Origin of the sequence: Alkalimonas sp. (assembly GCF_020831925.1) — a bacterium.
In the GTDB taxonomy this organism is placed as follows: Bacteria; Pseudomonadota; Gammaproteobacteria; order Enterobacterales; family Alteromonadaceae; genus Alkalimonas.
In genome coordinates this window covers 12105-26553 of sequence record NZ_JAFIFQ010000029.1, presented here as the reverse complement: position 1 = coordinate 26553, position 14449 = coordinate 12105, and the positions used below count along the sequence as shown (strand labels likewise).

Here is a 14449-nt window from a genome sequence, read left to right as displayed (position 1 = left end):
ATATTAAATCAGAAGGTTAGCATAATCTGGGAGTTGTGCATGACGGTGATGAAAAAAGTTTGGGATCCGGCGGTACGTTTTTTTCACTGGAGCCAATTAATGCTGTTGGGCGGGCTCTGGTATACTGGTACCGAAGGCTTGATGGAGTGGCATCAATTGTTGGCTTATACCTTGGCTGCGGTGCTGTTGGCACGGATTTGCTGGGGCTTTTATGGCAGTCAGAGTGCCCGTTTTAGTCAGTTTGCTGCCAGCCCGCTAAAAGCGGTCCGCTATTTACGTCGACCGGAGCCTGTAATGGGGCATAATCCGGCTTCATCTTACATGATTTTTGCTTTGTTGCTGTTGGTCTTATTGCAGTTTGTATCCGGCTTAATGACCACCGACCATATTTTTACCGATGGTCCTTTGGTCCGTTATGTCTCCAGTGATACGGTATCTTTAGCCACTCGCTGGCATAAGCTCGGTATTGATATTTTGTTGATAGCCGTGGCAGTGCATGTAGTGGCTGCTGTCTGGCATAGCTGGCGCCATCACAATGTGATTATGGGCATGCTGCATGGCAAGCTGAGTGCCCCTAACGATATGGGAGTGCCTACCCCCAAAGCTGGTTGGAGTTACTTTATTCTGGTTGTGATCTTTTGGCTGGCATTTTACTGGTGGCAAGGGGCGGATTTAATTCGGATGCTATCCTACTAACAAAGCGAAGGGGCCAACAAGGCCCCTTTTTGTTAAACCTCAAACGCTTAGTCAGCCCGGTAGTTGTCGTGACAGGCTTTGCAGTTATTCGCAAATTCACGGAAAGCACCCTGAATCGCGCGACGGTCACCCCCCTGAGCTGCTTCATGCAGTGCAGCCGCATCGGCGGCGAATTTCTCACCACGCTGGTTAAAGTCGTCCAGATTTTGCCAAAGCGCAGCTTTCACCTTGCCGCTGGCATGATCGGCTCCGGGGATATTAAATGCCTCCCAGGGCAACTGAGTTAGAGTGGCCAGTGCTTCAGCCCGGCGTTGAACCCGCTCCAGATCGTAGGGTACATTGCCGCGAAACATGTCGTTGATATCCACCAGATTAAAGCGAATCGTCTGGAAGGCTGCCTGACGGTAGCTTACCGCATCCTCGCCATTGACAAAGGCATTGGCTTGAACGCCCTGGCTTAATAAAACGCCCGAACAAAGCAAGGCGATTGAAATGAGAGCTTTTTTCATGGTAACTCCTGTTGGCTGGTTCTCTAGTATACTAAGGGACTTGTAGCAAAAAGTGTAGTATCTTAAAGTGTGGTCAGGATCTAACCACAGTTTTGGCCAGCAAAAACAACAACAGGCTCCTTTGTAGTGAAAGATCTGCATTTGCAAAAACCCACAGGAATACGTTCACTCAGCGTTAAATTAGCGCTGGTGGTATTTATTTGTACGCTTGGCGCAGGTATTGCGGTTTTGTCGGCTGTGTTGTTTTTGCAACGCGAGGTAGTATTGGAGCAAGAGCAAGCCAGTCTGGCTCAGATGGCTCAGCATACAGCTAAGCAAGTCGAGCAACTCATCACGCAAAAAGAAAAAAAAGCGCTGGCTGCCAATCAGCTTTTTACCCGCGCTTTGTCAGTAGATGTTAGTTCACCTGTGATGGCAATGCAGCCGCAAGCGGATGGCGCTGTGCGGATCCGTGATTCTTTCTCAGGAGCTTTTTTGCCTTCAGCACAGGTTGGCACATCAGCTGAGCGCTGGTTTTCAGCCAGTAAGGGCAGTTGGCCTGAGCTGGCTGCAATGATGCGGCAGGATTTCTTTAATTTCTACTTTATCAGTCACGATCATTTTATCCGCATCTCTCCGGCTGACTGGGCGCTGGAAGTCGAGGCGGAACACAATTTTGATCAGGACGTATTCTTTAGACTGGCAACTCCTGAAGAGAATCCAGCGCGCGTACCGCGCTGGACCCCCGTTTATTTTGATGACATCTGGCAACATTGGATGACCAGCTTGGTTGTACCTGTCTACCTTGATGATAGGTTCGTTGGAGTGACCGGAGCCGACTATATCCTTGACGATCTCTTTGCTGACCTGACCTCACAAGCTTTACTCACCAGGCAGTACCAACTGATGGTGTTTGAGCGATCTGGCAATCTATTACTTGCTCCCGGGCATCAACCACAGCGCGATGCCCGGATGAATACCTTACTGCAAGGCATGGAAATTTCAGATCCAGAGCTAAAAGCTTTTAAGCAGCAATTACTAACAGAGCCGGAACGTAATCAGTTTCTTAGCGCCAGTAGTGAGCAGTATTTATTGCAAGCGGCCCCCATTGAGCGCCTGGGATGGTTTTTGACCGTTTATCGGCCTAAAGCCGACACTTTTAAAACCTTGCAAAGCATTCAATCCAAAGTGTTCGTGCTTTTCGTGCTGATTGCTTTGATTGTGGCTGTACTGCTGCAATTCTTTATCTACCGGCTGGTGTTAAAGCGTCTGAACCGGGTATCGGATGCTATTGTCCGGCTAGGTAGGGGGGGCTACCATACCTTAAAGCTTGATCAGAGCAGTGATGAAATTGGCGTGCTGAATCGTGCTGTCGAAGGTATGTCGGGGGAAATTGCTGAGTTACTGGAAGGTTTAAATACCCGAATAGCTGAAAAGGAACAAGCCGAGCGCTCCACCAAGAAACTGACCAAAGCAGTAGCCTTTTCCAGCTCAGGTATTGTATTAACCGATGCTCAGTTGCGTATTGAATACCTCAACCCCTTTCTGGTGGATTTATTGCTTTTGCCTGCAGAAGAGGCTGAAGGTAAATCCATCACCGACTTAATCGCCACGGAAATGGCTTTCGTGCGTGAGGAAATGTTGCAAACCATTCTGTCACGCCACCATTGGCGCGGTGATATTTTGCTGGCACATCAGACTCAACAGTGCTGGATGTCGATGGCCATTGCGCCGATTCGAGATGAAAAAGGTACCGTGACCAATTACGTCTGTGCTTTGCAGGATATTTCATTTATCAAAGAAAGTCAGCAGAAGATGGAGCAGTTGGCCTACTTCGACGTCCTGACAGGCCTTGCTAATCGAGGGTATTTCCGTGAGCAACTGCGCAAGGCGCTGGCGATGTCGCAGCGTGGCCATTATGCCTTTGCATTGCTGTACTTTGATTTGGACGAGTTCAAACTGATCAATGATACCCTTGGTCACGATGCAGGTGATGAATTGCTCAAAGAGGTTGCGAAGCGGTTGATTAGCCGTTTGCGCGAAGAGGATACCATCGCCAGGCTCGGTGGCGACGAATTTGCAGTAATTTTAAGTGGCATTGAAAGCCGGCAACAGGCTGCTTTGATCGCAGAGAATTTGCAGCATTCCTTTGCTATGCCGGTTAAGTTGGGTTCACAAGAGGTTGCCATCAGTGCCAGCATTGGCATTACCATGGCACCGGAAGATGCTGGTGACGAGGAGCTGTTGCTTAAACATGCCGATTTAGCCATGTACGAGGCCAAGGCACGCGGTAAGAATACCTTTCATTTCTTCAGTCAGGATCTGAATGAAGCAGCAAAAGAGCGGCTTGAGCTGGAAAGCCAGCTTAGAGAAGCCATTCGCGAACACCAGTTTATGCTGTATTACCAACCTAAAATCGATTTGAACACCAATCATATTGTCGGCTACGAAGCCTTAATACGCTGGTTGCGACCGGATAATAAGCTGGTGCCACCAGCTCGATTTATCCCAGTAGCCGAAAGCACGGGTCTAATTGTACAAATTGGCGAATGGGTCCTTTGGGAGGGCTGTCGCTTTCTGGCGCGTCAATGCAGTCGCGGTCTAAATGTGGACCTGTCCATCAACCTGTCAGCCAGACAGTTTCGCGATAACAGCCTGGCAGAAACGGTGGAACGAATTTTAAAACGCACTGGGGTAGAGCCTAAGCGAATTATTTTCGAAATTACCGAAAGCATGCTGATGGGCGATACCGATGCGGCTATTCATCAGCTAAATCAGCTGAAAAGCCTGGGTGTCTCTTTATCTATTGATGATTTTGGTACAGGCTATTCTTCGCTGAGCTATTTGAAACGTTTCCCGGTCGATGAACTTAAAATTGACCGTTCGTTCGTGCAGGATATTCCGGACGACACCAACGATATGGATATTGTATCTGCCATTCTCGCTATGGCACAGCAAATGAATTTGCGGGTGGTGGCTGAAGGGGTAGAAACCATCGAGCAGGTCGCGTTTTTAAAGCAGCATGATTGCACTTTGGTGCAAGGCTATTACTTTAGTATGCCTTTGGCTGAGCAGGAGCTCAATCAACTGGAATTTACGATCAACTGATCCCAACATCAGGAACACAACAATGACGAAACAACTTCCCTGGGTTGGTATGGTGGCCGTTGCCCTGGCAGCGCCTGTCCTCTATGCCGCACAGACCACCCCGCAACTGGGGATCCGGGATAAAACTCCGAACCTGGTCGCACTCACCAATGCCACAGTCATAACCGAGCCAGGCCGCACGGTAACCAATGCCACTATTTTAATTCGTAATGGTGTGATTGAGTCGGTTCGCTCTGGCGGCTCAGTGCCAGCTGGCTATCAACAGCATGATTTAAGTGGCCACTATGTTTACGCTGGCTTTATCGATCCTTTCACCCAATATGGGGTAGAACAGGCAACAGCTGCTGGGGGCTTTCGCTTTGGTGAACCCCCTCAGTATCAGAATGAGCGTAAAGGTGGCAATGCCAGCAATGCTGCCATCCATGCTGAACGTCGTTGGGCTGATGAGTTCAAACCAAATGCAGGCCAGGCAAAACCGCTGATTGAGCAAGGTTTTACCACAGTTCAGGCGGCGCGGCATGATGGCATCTTCCGTGGTTCAGCCGTAGTGGCTTCTTTAGCTGAAGGTCTGCCTAATGAGGTGATCTTAAAAGCCAATGGCAAACAGTTTATGTCCTTTAGCAAGGGCAGCTCCACCCAGAGTTACCCTTCTTCGTTGATGGGCAGTATGGCGCTTATTCGTCAGACTTTATCGGATGCAAACTGGTACCAAAGTGCTTATGGGAAGACGGATTTGCGCTTTCATAGTCAGCCGATTGAATACAATGCAGCCTTGGCGGCGTTAGCTACTTTGCCTGAACAGGGCGTATTGTTTGAAGCCAGCGATGAGCAGTCTTTGTTGCGAGCCCACCAGTTGCTGGCCGAGTTTGGTTTGGAGCGGGTCGCTTTGCTTGGTTCTGGCCATGAATACAGCCGGTTGGAGCAGGTAAAAGCCAGTAACCGTACTTTAGTTTTACCGCTTAGCTTCCCTGCGGCGCCGGACGTGCACTATGTCGATGCCCAGTTGGATGTCAGCCTGGCAGATTTACGACACTGGGAGCGAGCACCGGCGAACCCTGCCGCTGTAGCTCAGGCGGGTGTTCGCTTTGCTCTGACCAGCCACGGCCTGGATAAAGTCGCAGACTTTTGGCCGAATCTGCGTCGTGCTATGCAGCATGGCTTAACTGAGCAACAGGCGCTCGCTGCCTTGACCACAGTACCAGCCGATTTGCTTGGCATTGCCAGCCAGCTTGGCAAGGTGCAACCGGGTTATCGGGCTGATCTCGTGGTTAGCCGTGGCAATCTGTTTGATGATGGCGCTATTGTCGCGACCTGGCTGCGTGGTCAGCCGGTGCTGCATCAGGCACCAGGCCCGGATTTTAGTGGTAGTTACTCGGTACAGCTAGCTGGTCAGCCAGCAGAGTTGACTCTGACTGGTCGCTCCGGGGCTTACAAAGGTGAATTGAAACTGGCGGATAAGAGCGTCAAGCTGGAGCATCTTCAGCAGCAGGGCCCTCAGTTGCAGTTCAGCCTTGCTTTAAAAGAACTGCTCGAGCGCAATGAGGTCATCCAATTCAGTGGGGTGCTGACAGACAATCAGTTAACGGGTCATTGGCTCGAGGCCAATGGTCAGCGCAGCGCAGTGCAATCCAGCCGGCAGCCTCTGCCTGCGAAAGAGACTGCGTCTGCTACTGAGGCCGCTCCTCTGATTTCACAGCTGACGTATCCAAATCGTGCTTTTGGGGTGGCGGAGCTTCCAAGGCAACAAAACCTGCATATTCGTAATGCGACTGTTTGGACAGCTGCCGATGCCGGTGTCTTAACGGAAACCGATGTCATTATCAGGGATGGCCGTATTCAGCGCATTGGCCAGGGCTTGTCTACGCCCAGAGGGTACAACGTGATTGATGCAACGGGCCTGCATTTGACGCCAGGTATTATTGATGAACACTCCCACATTGCTACTGCCCAGGGGGTCAATGAAGGATCGCATGCCAATACGGCTGAGGTACGTTTAGGGGATGTGGTGAACCCTGATGATATCAATATTTACCGCGGCTTAGCCGGTGGTGTGACCGCGGTTCAATTGCTGCACGGCAGTGCCAACCCGATTGGCGGTCAGGCGCAAATTCTGAGCTTGCGCTGGGGGCAGGATGCCGAAGGTATGAAGTTTAAAGACGCGCCGCCCAGCATTAAATTTGCACTGGGTGAGAACGTCAAGCAATCGAACTGGGGCGCTCAATTTAGCAGCCGCTATCCACAAACCCGGGTTGGGGTGGAAACCTTTATTCGTGATCAATTCCAGGCAGCGAAAGAGTATCAGGCCAAATGGCAGGCCTATGAACGCTTATCACGGCGTGACAGGGCCCAGGTAGCGCCACCTCGGCGGGATTATCAGCTGGATACTCTGGTTCAAATACTCAATGGTGAGCGTCACATCCATACCCACTCCTACGTTGCATCTGAAATTTTGATGCTGATGGAGCTGGCTGAAGAGATGGGCTTCCGCATTCAGACCTTCACGCATATTTTAGAAGGCTACAAAGTTGCCAGTGAAATGAAGGCTCATGGTGCTTCTGTTTCATCCTTTGCCGACTGGTGGGGTTTTAAAATGGAAGTGAATGATGCCATTCCAACCAATACCTGCCTGATGCACGAGCAAGGACTGAATGTCAGCGTAAACTCGGATGATCCGGGCTTGTTGCGCCGTCTCAATCAGGAAGCAGCCAAGTCAGTGATGTATTGCGATATGGATGAACACGAAGCCTTGAAAATGGTCACCATCAACCCGGCCATGCAGCTGAAAATTGCCGATCAGGTTGGATCGATTGAGACCGGTAAGCGGGCGGACTTTGTGCTGTGGGATGGTCATCCGCTGTCAGTATACAGTCAAGTGCAGCAAACCTGGATCGAAGGGGCTCGTTACTTTGATCGTGCCAGCGATATCGCGAAGCGCGAACAGCTGGAGCAGGAGCGCTTACAACTGATCCAAAAAGTACTGACAGCCGGTGACTCAGCGCGTCAGGGCACTAGCGTAGGGTATAAAGACGAGGACCCAATCTGGCATTGTGATGATCACGAAGACTGGCTGCAAATCCGCTTTGGTCATCAGCGCTACCATCAGCATGGTCACCATGGTCACCATCAAGGACATCATCATGCAGGAGCACACCAATGAAGATGCAGACAATTTTCTCTAAGCTTTGTGGCCGTTTGCCGGCTCTGTTCGTAGCGATGACAGTGGCGCTGCCTGTGCTGGCTGTTAATCCGGTGCCAGGTACCCCTCAGCAGCACCCTATCCTATTGCAAAACGCTTTGGTGCATACGGTGGTCGACGCTGAGCCGAAGGTACAGGATGTATTGCTGGTCGATGGAAAGATTGCTGCCATTGGTCCGCAATTGCAGGCACCAGCAGATGCCGAACTGCATGACTTGACCGGTAAGCACTTGTATCCAGGTTTGATTGCGTTGATCAACCAGCTGGGTCTGATTGAGGTAGAAGCTGTGCGTGCCACCCGGGATGATCGGGAGACCAGCAACACCAATCCGGATTTACGGGTAGAAGTGGCCTTTAATGCCGACTCTGTGGTGATCCCAACCATTCGTAGCAATGGCTTTAGCCACAGCCTGATTTATCCATCCGGTGCCATGATTACAGGCCGTTCTGCTTTGATGCAACTCGATGGCTGGAACTGGCAGGATGCTCTGGTGCAATCCGATGTTGGGCTGCATATTAACTGGCCTTCTATGACTATTCGAACCGGTTGGCGCGCCAGTCAGAGCCCGGAAAAGCAGCGGGAGCAGCAGCAACAGCAATTGCAGCAGTTGAACCGCTACTTTGAACAGGCCCACGCTTACTTTAAAGCGGAACAGGCAGGTTTGAATCATGGCCTGGACTCGCGCTGGCACCGGATGCTGCCCTTTTTCAAAGGTGAGTTGCCGTTGTTTGTGCATGCTGATGATCCACGGCAAATCCGCCAGGCGATGTTGCTGGCAAAGCACTATCAGGCACGATTGGTGATTGTTGGTGGTCGTGACAGCTGGCGTATGGCCGATGAACTGGCCACGGCCAATGTCGATGTGATTTACACGGCTCCCTTTGGTTTGCCGACCCGAGGCGATGAAGCCTATGATCAGGCCTTTGCGGCACCAGGGATTTTGCGTGATGCCGGAGTACGACTTGCGTTATCACTGGATGGTTTCTGGGATACCCGCAATCTGGTGTTTGCCAGTGGTCATGTCACCCGCTATGGCTTGAGCCAGACTGATGCATTGAAAGCCTTAACCCTGGATGCAGCCCGCATTGTCGGGGTGGCCGATCGTTTAGGCTCTATTGAAGTGGGTAAAAGCGCCAGTTTGGTGGTGTCCGATGGTGATATTTTTGATTACCTGGGACACCGGGTTGAACGGATGTGGATTGATGGCCGACCGGTTGATCTGGATAACCGTCATAAGCAGCTGCATCGGCGCTATCAACAGCGTTATCAACAATAAATTGCTTCCACAAAAAAGGGTGCCATAGCGGCACCCTTTTTTCGAGAACTGTTGTGTTTAACGCTGGCGAAATTGCAATCTGCGTTTAATCGCCAGGCCAGTCAAGCCAACCAAAAGTAAAAAAGTGGTGGCTGGAGCCGGCACGACAAAGGTGACACTATCGGTATCCGCAATAAAAGACATCTTGCCGGTAACACCAGCACTGTCAAACTCAATCCGCATACTGCTGTATAAATCACCATAGAACTGCCCATTGAGCCAGGCCTGATTGCTGTAGGTAACACTTTCAGCGGAAAACTGTGCCCAACCAAAAGCATCATCATTGAAGATGAAATCATCTTCAATGGTATAAGGGCTACCAAACTCACTTCCTGGCGAGCCTGCATTATCCGTCTTAATATCAAAGACGGCCCCGGCAGACCATGCATTCAGTGTCAGCGATGTGGCGGCCAAATCAGTAGAAAACAAGAATGGGTTAATGAATGTATCGCCAAACAGCGAGAGAGACCAACCTGTTCCAACAGCGGCAGCATTGGCACCATTAAAAACCACCTGCTCACAGCTACCTGTTGTAAAACAAGCCGTCACCTTCATACCATCCAGGTCCAGATGATTGCTAAAGTCACTGACACTGCTGATGTTATAAATAGTACCTGTGTCTACCTGAATAGGAGTTGCAATGGCTGTTGCACTAAACAAGATGGCAACGGCGGAACCTAAAACAGCTGATTTGTTAAAACCCATAGTTGGCGTATCCTTTTACTGATTACTGAACTGCGAAGGTACTGAGCATCCCTGAAACCTTCAGTGGTTAAAATTAATGCAAGATTCATTCCTCAAATAATTACTTAAATAAAATCATAATATTATAGTGACTTCCGTGGTGGCGGCTTTTGTTTTTTCAGCTTTGTGTAAAAAAAGCAGACACTCAATTGCCTGATTCGTTTAACCACCTGCCCAAACAGTAGTGTAGCCCAGTTTGTGTAAAGCAGCCTCTACCTGAGCGCGTTGATCGTTTTGCAACAAAATAGTGCCATCTTTGACGCTGCCGCCACAGGCGCAAAATTGCTTTAATGCTTTACACACTACTTGCAGTTCATCTTGGCTGCCTGCCATGCCACTGATTAGAATGACAGCTTTACCACCACGCTTTTTAGTCTGACGTTGCAGTCGAAGCTTACCATCGGCATAAGCCTGGCCCTCAGCCTTCACTGGTTTTTCTGCCACTATTTTACCGCTATCGGTACTGTACACCAGATCCTCTCCGGCAACGGGGGCCGGGTTGATGTTTTTGCCGGCTTGTTGTTGCCAGTCGGCTAAGGATAAGGTTTTACGGTTCATGCTTGCTCCGCGTGATGTCTGGCTTTAAATCTAGTTGGCATTTTGCCATTTTTTGCCTAGAATGGCGCATTATTATTTTAGAAATCTGGATGTCTAAATTGTCTCAGCATAATCCATTGATCCGTCAATACATTCAGCAAACGGGCTTAGATACGGTGTGGCAGCTGGATGATCACGAAATTGAGCGGGAAGTACAGTGGCTGGAACACTTTCTGGATGAGGCTGTTCGCCCTGAAGTTCGCTGGGCTTACCTTGTTCCTGAACTCGGTGAGGGCGGGGCTTGTTCACTCTTTGGTCAGTTAGCTGACCAACCTTATGATTTAACCGCCATCCTGGGTGGGCAGAAACCAGAGACCGAGCAGGCTTTACAGTTACTGCAGTTATTCTGTCAGGCCTTTGAAACCCGCACCGGTATGGAGTGGTTTGGTATTTATCAGGCCCGATCCAATCGGGAGCAGCAAACGGTGTTGGTCAAGCTTGCTTATTATGGTGCCCCCTCCCGGGCTGAGTTTCCGTTAACGCCGGAATTTGCCCGCATGAGCAATAACAGCACCGTTGGGTTGACGGGGAAGGCGCGGGTGATTAACGATATCCCTGAGTACCTGGCGCAGGGCGGTGATTACTACACTTGCGATCCTAAAGTTTTAGCCGAAGCCTGTTTGCCTCTGTTTGACCAATCAGGCAGAATAGTTGGCATTATTGATGCCGAAGCTTTTCAAAAAGACGTCTTTAACCCTGCTGCCCTGGCCTTGCTGATTGCCATTTGCTTGATGGTACCGGCTTATTTGCCTGCAGCAGACTAACCATGCAGTGATAAAAACAGGTGAGCACTATGTTTTCTCAGTTACAGCCAGTGGCAACAGATCCGATCCTTGGCCTGATGGCTGCTTATCAGCAGGATCCAAACCCAGATAAAATTGATTTGGGTGTTGGGGTGTACAAAGACGAGCAAGGGCACACGGCTGTACTCAAGTGCGTGAAAAAAGCCGAAGCACTGCGCCTGGCCAAAGAAGACAGCAAAACCTACATTGGCATGGCTGGCGATCTGAATTTTAATCGGCACATTGAGCAGTTGGCGTTTGGCAAGGAGCATCCGGCTTTATTGGCTGGGCGCTTGACCACAGCCCATACCCCGGGCGGTACCGGTGCTTTGCGGGTTGCAGCTGAGTTTATTAAACGGGCCAATCCTTCTGCCACGATCTGGGTAATGACACCAACCTGGGCCAATCACATTTCGTTGTTTCAGGCGGCTGGTCTTAAGGTCAAAGAATACAGCTACTACGATTACAACAACAAAGGCTTGCTGGAAGAGCAAATGTTTGCCGAGTTGGCAGAGGTGGAGCCTGGTGATGTAGTTTTACTGCATGCCTGCTGCCATAACCCAAGCGGTCTGGACCTGACCTTTGCGCAGTGGCAGCGTTTTACCGAGCTTGCTAAAGAACGTGGCTTTACGCCGTTGGTGGACATGGCTTATCAGGGCTTTGGTGTTGGCCTGGAGGAAGATACTGCAGGCCTGCGTCACTTAGCTGCCGAAGTGCCGGAGCTGATTTTGTGCAGCTCGTGCTCAAAAAACTTTGGTTTGTACCGTGAGCGCATCGGTGCCTGTACCTTGCTGACTGAGCACAGCAAGGCTGCTGAAACAGCCCGCTCTGTGTTATTGAGCGTGGTGCGCAGCATTTACTCGATGCCACCAGCACATGGTGCCATCATCGTAAGCCATATTCTGGATAGTCAGGAGCTGACCGCGCTTTGGCATCAGGAGTTGGCTGAAATGCGCAACCGGATTAATGATTACCGTCAGTTGATTGTGGATAAATTCAAAGCTGAAGGCATTGCGCAGGATTTCAGCTTTATTACCCGCCAGCATGGCATGTTCAGCTTCCTGGGCATCAATAAAGCACAAATCGACCGGTTGCGTGATGAGTTCAGCATTTACATGGTGGGTTCCAGCCGCGTCAGCATTGCTGGCCTGAATCACAGCAACATCGATTATTTTGCCAAATCGGTAGCCAAAGTACTGAAGTAAGCGATTCTTCGCTTTAAAAGGCCGCAGTTACTCCTTTATTGGTAGTGGTGCGGCTTTTGTTTTTCCGGCAAATGATCATACACTTAGCTTAGTTATTCTATCGTGGACACCTTCACATGCCTGCTATCACTCAGTTGATGAGTCGTAACCCGGTCAGCGTCTCACCCGATGATACCCTGGCGGTGGTGAAAGAAATTTTCGATCAGGTGAAATTTCATCATTTGCTGGTGGTGGATAATAAACAGTTAATGGGCGTGATTTCTGATCGGGATTTGTTTAAAGCCTTAAGCCCGAATCTTGGCACTGCCGCTGAGACCACCAAAGATTTGGCAACACTGAAAAAGCGGGTGCATCAGGTGATGCATCGGCAGCCCATTAGTTTGTCGGTAGGGGCTGATGTGATGGATGCAGTGCGTCTGTTCAACCGCGAAGGCGTGTCCTGCATTCCGGTGGTGGATAGCTTTAACCGGCCGCTTGGCATCTTAAGCTGGCGCGATATTATGCAGGCACTGGAAAAGAAACAGCCACGCCCGGAGTAGAGCGTGGCTGAGGGGAAGGGCTTAGATCTTCTTGTACTTGATACGATGCGGCTCAAGTGCCTGGGCACCCAGGGTTTCTTTCATCCAGGCTTCGTAATCCGAGTAGTTTCCTTCGAAGAAATTCACCTGGCCTTCATCACGGTAATCCAGGATATGAGTGGCAATGCGGTCGAGGAACCAGCGATCGTGCGAGATCACCATGGCACAGCCCGGGAAGTCCAGCAAAGCGTTTTCCAGCGCCCGCAGGGTTTCCACGTCTAAGTCATTGGTTGGTTCATCCAGCAGCAGCATGTTGCCACCAGCGCGCAGCAGCTTGGCTAAATGCACCCGGTTGCGCTCACCACCGGACAAATCGCCGATGAATTTCTGCTGATCGTTGCCCTTAAAGTTAAAGCGACCGACATAAGCCCGGCTTTGCAGCTGGAAATTGCCAATCTGCAAAATGTCCTGGCCGTCAGAGATTTCCTGCCAGACGGTGTTTTTGGCATTCATGCTGTCACGGAACTGCTCGACCGACGCCACCTGAACGGTATCGCCGAGCTCAATGCTGCCGGAATCCGCTTGCTCGGAGCCGGTGATCATCTTAAAGAGGGTTGATTTACCGGCACCGTTCGGGCCGATAATGCCAACAATGGCGCCCTTAGGGATGCTGAAACTTAAATCTTCAATTAACAAACGATCGCCAAAGCTTTTGCGCAAGTGGCTGACTTCCAGCACCTTGTCACCCAGGCGCGGGCCCGGTGGAATAAAGAGCTCGTTGGTTTCATTACGCTTTTGAAAGTCGGTATTTTGCAACACTTCAAAGCGGGCCATCCGCGCCTTGCTCTTGGCATGGCGGCCTTTCGGGTTGGTGCGAACCCATTCCAGTTCCTGTTTAATGGAGCGCTGACGGGCTTGCTCGCTGCGCTCTTCCTGGGCCAACCGCGCTTCTTTTTGCTCCAGCCAGGACGAGTAGTTGCCTTCCCACGGAATGCCATAGCCTCGGTCCAGCTCCAAAATCCAGCCGGCGACATTATCGAGGAAATAACGGTCGTGGGTAATGGCCACTACAGTGCCGGGATAATCGTGCAGGAAGCGCTCCAGCCAGGCCACAGATTCGGCATCCAGGTGGTTGGTTGGCTCATCCAGCAGCAACATATCCGGCCGCTCCAACAATAAGCGGCAAATAGCCACCCGGCGCCGTTCGCCACCGGATAAATGCTCAATGCTGGCATCCCAGGCAGGCAGACGCAGGGCATCGGCCGCCCGCTCCAGTGTATTGTCGAGGTTGTGACCATCTTTGGCCTGGATCAGCGCTTCCAGCTCGCCTTGTTCTTTCGCAAGTGCATCAAAATCGGCATTCTCGTCGGCATAAGCGGCATAGACTTCATCCAACCGGCTAAACGCCTGCTTCACATCGGCCACCGCTTCTTCGACGATTTCGCGCACGGTTTTGCTGGTATCCAGCACTGGTTCCTGTGGCAAATAACCAATTTTGGTGCCGGCAAGTGGCCGGGCTTCGCCTTCAAAGTCCTGATCGACCCCGGCCATAATGCGCAGCAGGGTGGATTTACCAGCACCATTTAAACCCAGCACGCCAATTTTAGCGCCGGGGAAAAACGACAGGGAGATATCTTTTAAAATGGTTTTTTTCGGCGGGACTACTTTCGAGACCCGATGCATGGTGTAAATGTACTGTGCCATAACGTCCACATCATTGGTTGCAATTGCAGGGATTGTACGTGATTTCAGACAGGGCGTGAAGTCACAACCAAGCCGATAACACTGGCACTTTGCCC

General features: G+C 50.8%; 11 protein-coding genes. 7 read left to right on the top strand and 4 right to left on the bottom strand.

Annotation, left to right across the window (positions count from 1 at the left end):
• The first annotated feature begins 39 nt into the window (after positions 1-39).
• The gene (locus JJU14_RS10425) at positions 40-696 is read left to right on the top strand and encodes a cytochrome b/b6 domain-containing protein (RefSeq protein WP_228613261.1); all 657 of its coding nucleotides are present in this window, start codon (positions 40-42) and stop codon (positions 694-696) included.
• A 47-nt stretch (positions 697-743) separates the two neighbouring features.
• On the opposite strand, the gene JJU14_RS10420 is transcribed toward JJU14_RS10425, so the two are convergent.
• Entirely contained in the window at positions 744-1205 is a 462-nt protein-coding gene (locus JJU14_RS10420; RefSeq protein WP_228613259.1) for a cytochrome c, read from the bottom strand.
• 126 nt (positions 1206-1331) lie between these two features.
• Here JJU14_RS10420 and JJU14_RS10415 point away from each other — a divergent pair, with 126 nt between their 5' ends.
• Genes JJU14_RS10415 through JJU14_RS10405 form a run of 3 tightly spaced genes read left to right on the top strand, consistent with a single transcriptional unit; the run spans position 1332 to position 8765 of the window.
• A complete protein-coding gene (locus JJU14_RS10415; RefSeq protein ID WP_228613257.1) occupies positions 1332-4292 on the top strand; it encodes an EAL domain-containing protein in 2961 nt (986 codons plus the stop codon).
• A gap of 49 nt (positions 4293-4341) precedes the next feature.
• Positions 4342-7449 carry an amidohydrolase family protein gene (locus JJU14_RS10410; RefSeq protein ID WP_228613297.1) on the top strand — a complete coding sequence of 1036 codons (3108 nt, stop codon included), beginning with the start codon at positions 4342-4344 and terminating at the stop codon, positions 7447-7449.
• The gene (locus tag JJU14_RS10405) at positions 7446-8765 is read left to right on the top strand and encodes an amidohydrolase family protein (protein WP_366914891.1); all 1320 of its coding nucleotides are present in this window, start codon (positions 7446-7448) and stop codon (positions 8763-8765) included. Before JJU14_RS10410 ends, JJU14_RS10405 begins: the two co-directional genes overlap by 4 nt.
• Positions 8766-8822: 57 nt before the next feature.
• Here the strand turns inward: JJU14_RS10405 and JJU14_RS10400 are convergent, their stop codons facing one another.
• Both JJU14_RS10400 and JJU14_RS10395 read right to left on the bottom strand, forming a co-directional pair.
• Positions 8823-9509: a PEP-CTERM sorting domain-containing protein gene (locus JJU14_RS10400; RefSeq protein ID WP_228613255.1), complete on the bottom strand. Its 687-nt coding sequence runs from the start codon at positions 9507-9509 to the stop codon at positions 8823-8825.
• 201 nt (positions 9510-9710) lie between these two features.
• Positions 9711-10106 (bottom strand): translation initiation factor, encoded by a 396-nt coding sequence (locus tag JJU14_RS10395; protein ID WP_228613253.1) that lies wholly within the window; start codon positions 10104-10106, stop codon positions 9711-9713.
• An 89-nt stretch (positions 10107-10195) separates the two neighbouring features.
• Here JJU14_RS10395 and JJU14_RS10390 point away from each other — a divergent pair, with 89 nt between their 5' ends.
• From JJU14_RS10390 to JJU14_RS10380, 3 genes are all read left to right on the top strand, one after another.
• On the top strand, positions 10196-10909 hold the full coding sequence (locus JJU14_RS10390; RefSeq protein WP_228613251.1) for a GAF domain-containing protein: 714 nt from the start codon (positions 10196-10198) through the stop codon (positions 10907-10909).
• Positions 10910-10938: 29 nt separating this feature from the next.
• Entirely contained in the window at positions 10939-12132 is a 1194-nt protein-coding gene (locus JJU14_RS10385; protein ID WP_228613249.1) for an amino acid aminotransferase, read from the top strand.
• A 116-nt stretch (positions 12133-12248) separates the two neighbouring features.
• Positions 12249-12671, top strand: a complete 423-nt coding sequence (locus tag JJU14_RS10380; RefSeq protein ID WP_228613247.1) for a CBS domain-containing protein — start codon at positions 12249-12251, stop codon at positions 12669-12671.
• Positions 12672-12692: 21 nt separating this feature from the next.
• On the opposite strand, the gene ettA is transcribed toward JJU14_RS10380, so the two are convergent.
• Complete coding sequence (ettA, locus tag JJU14_RS10375; protein ID WP_228613245.1) at positions 12693-14354, bottom strand: energy-dependent translational throttle protein EttA; 1662 nt, start codon at positions 14352-14354, stop codon at positions 12693-12695.
• Positions 14355-14449: the final 95 nt, after the last annotated feature.

What these genes read in the sequence shown, in the direction of transcription:
- JJU14_RS10425 (WP_228613261.1), top strand. Translation starts at nt 40, where the DNA reads ATGACGGTGATGAAAAAAGTTTGGGATCCGGCGGTACGTTTTTTTCAC.
- JJU14_RS10420 (WP_228613259.1), bottom strand. Translation starts at nt 1,205, where the DNA reads ATGAAAAAAGCTCTCATTTCAATCGCCTTGCTTTGTTCGGGCGTTTTA.
- JJU14_RS10410 (WP_228613297.1), top strand. Translation starts at nt 4,342, where the DNA reads ATGGTGGCCGTTGCCCTGGCAGCGCCTGTCCTCTATGCCGCACAGACC.
- JJU14_RS10405 (WP_366914891.1), top strand. Translation starts at nt 7,446, where the DNA reads ATGAAGATGCAGACAATTTTCTCTAAGCTTTGTGGCCGTTTGCCGGCT.
- JJU14_RS10400 (WP_228613255.1), bottom strand. Translation starts at nt 9,509, where the DNA reads ATGGGTTTTAACAAATCAGCTGTTTTAGGTTCCGCCGTTGCCATCTTG.
- JJU14_RS10395 (WP_228613253.1), bottom strand. Translation starts at nt 10,106, where the DNA reads ATGAACCGTAAAACCTTATCCTTAGCCGACTGGCAACAACAAGCCGGC.
- JJU14_RS10390 (WP_228613251.1), top strand. Translation starts at nt 10,196, where the DNA reads ATGTCTAAATTGTCTCAGCATAATCCATTGATCCGTCAATACATTCAG.
- JJU14_RS10385 (WP_228613249.1), top strand. Translation starts at nt 10,939, where the DNA reads ATGTTTTCTCAGTTACAGCCAGTGGCAACAGATCCGATCCTTGGCCTG.
- JJU14_RS10380 (WP_228613247.1), top strand. Translation starts at nt 12,249, where the DNA reads ATGCCTGCTATCACTCAGTTGATGAGTCGTAACCCGGTCAGCGTCTCA.
- ettA (WP_228613245.1), bottom strand. Translation starts at nt 14,354, where the DNA reads ATGGCACAGTACATTTACACCATGCATCGGGTCTCGAAAGTAGTCCCG.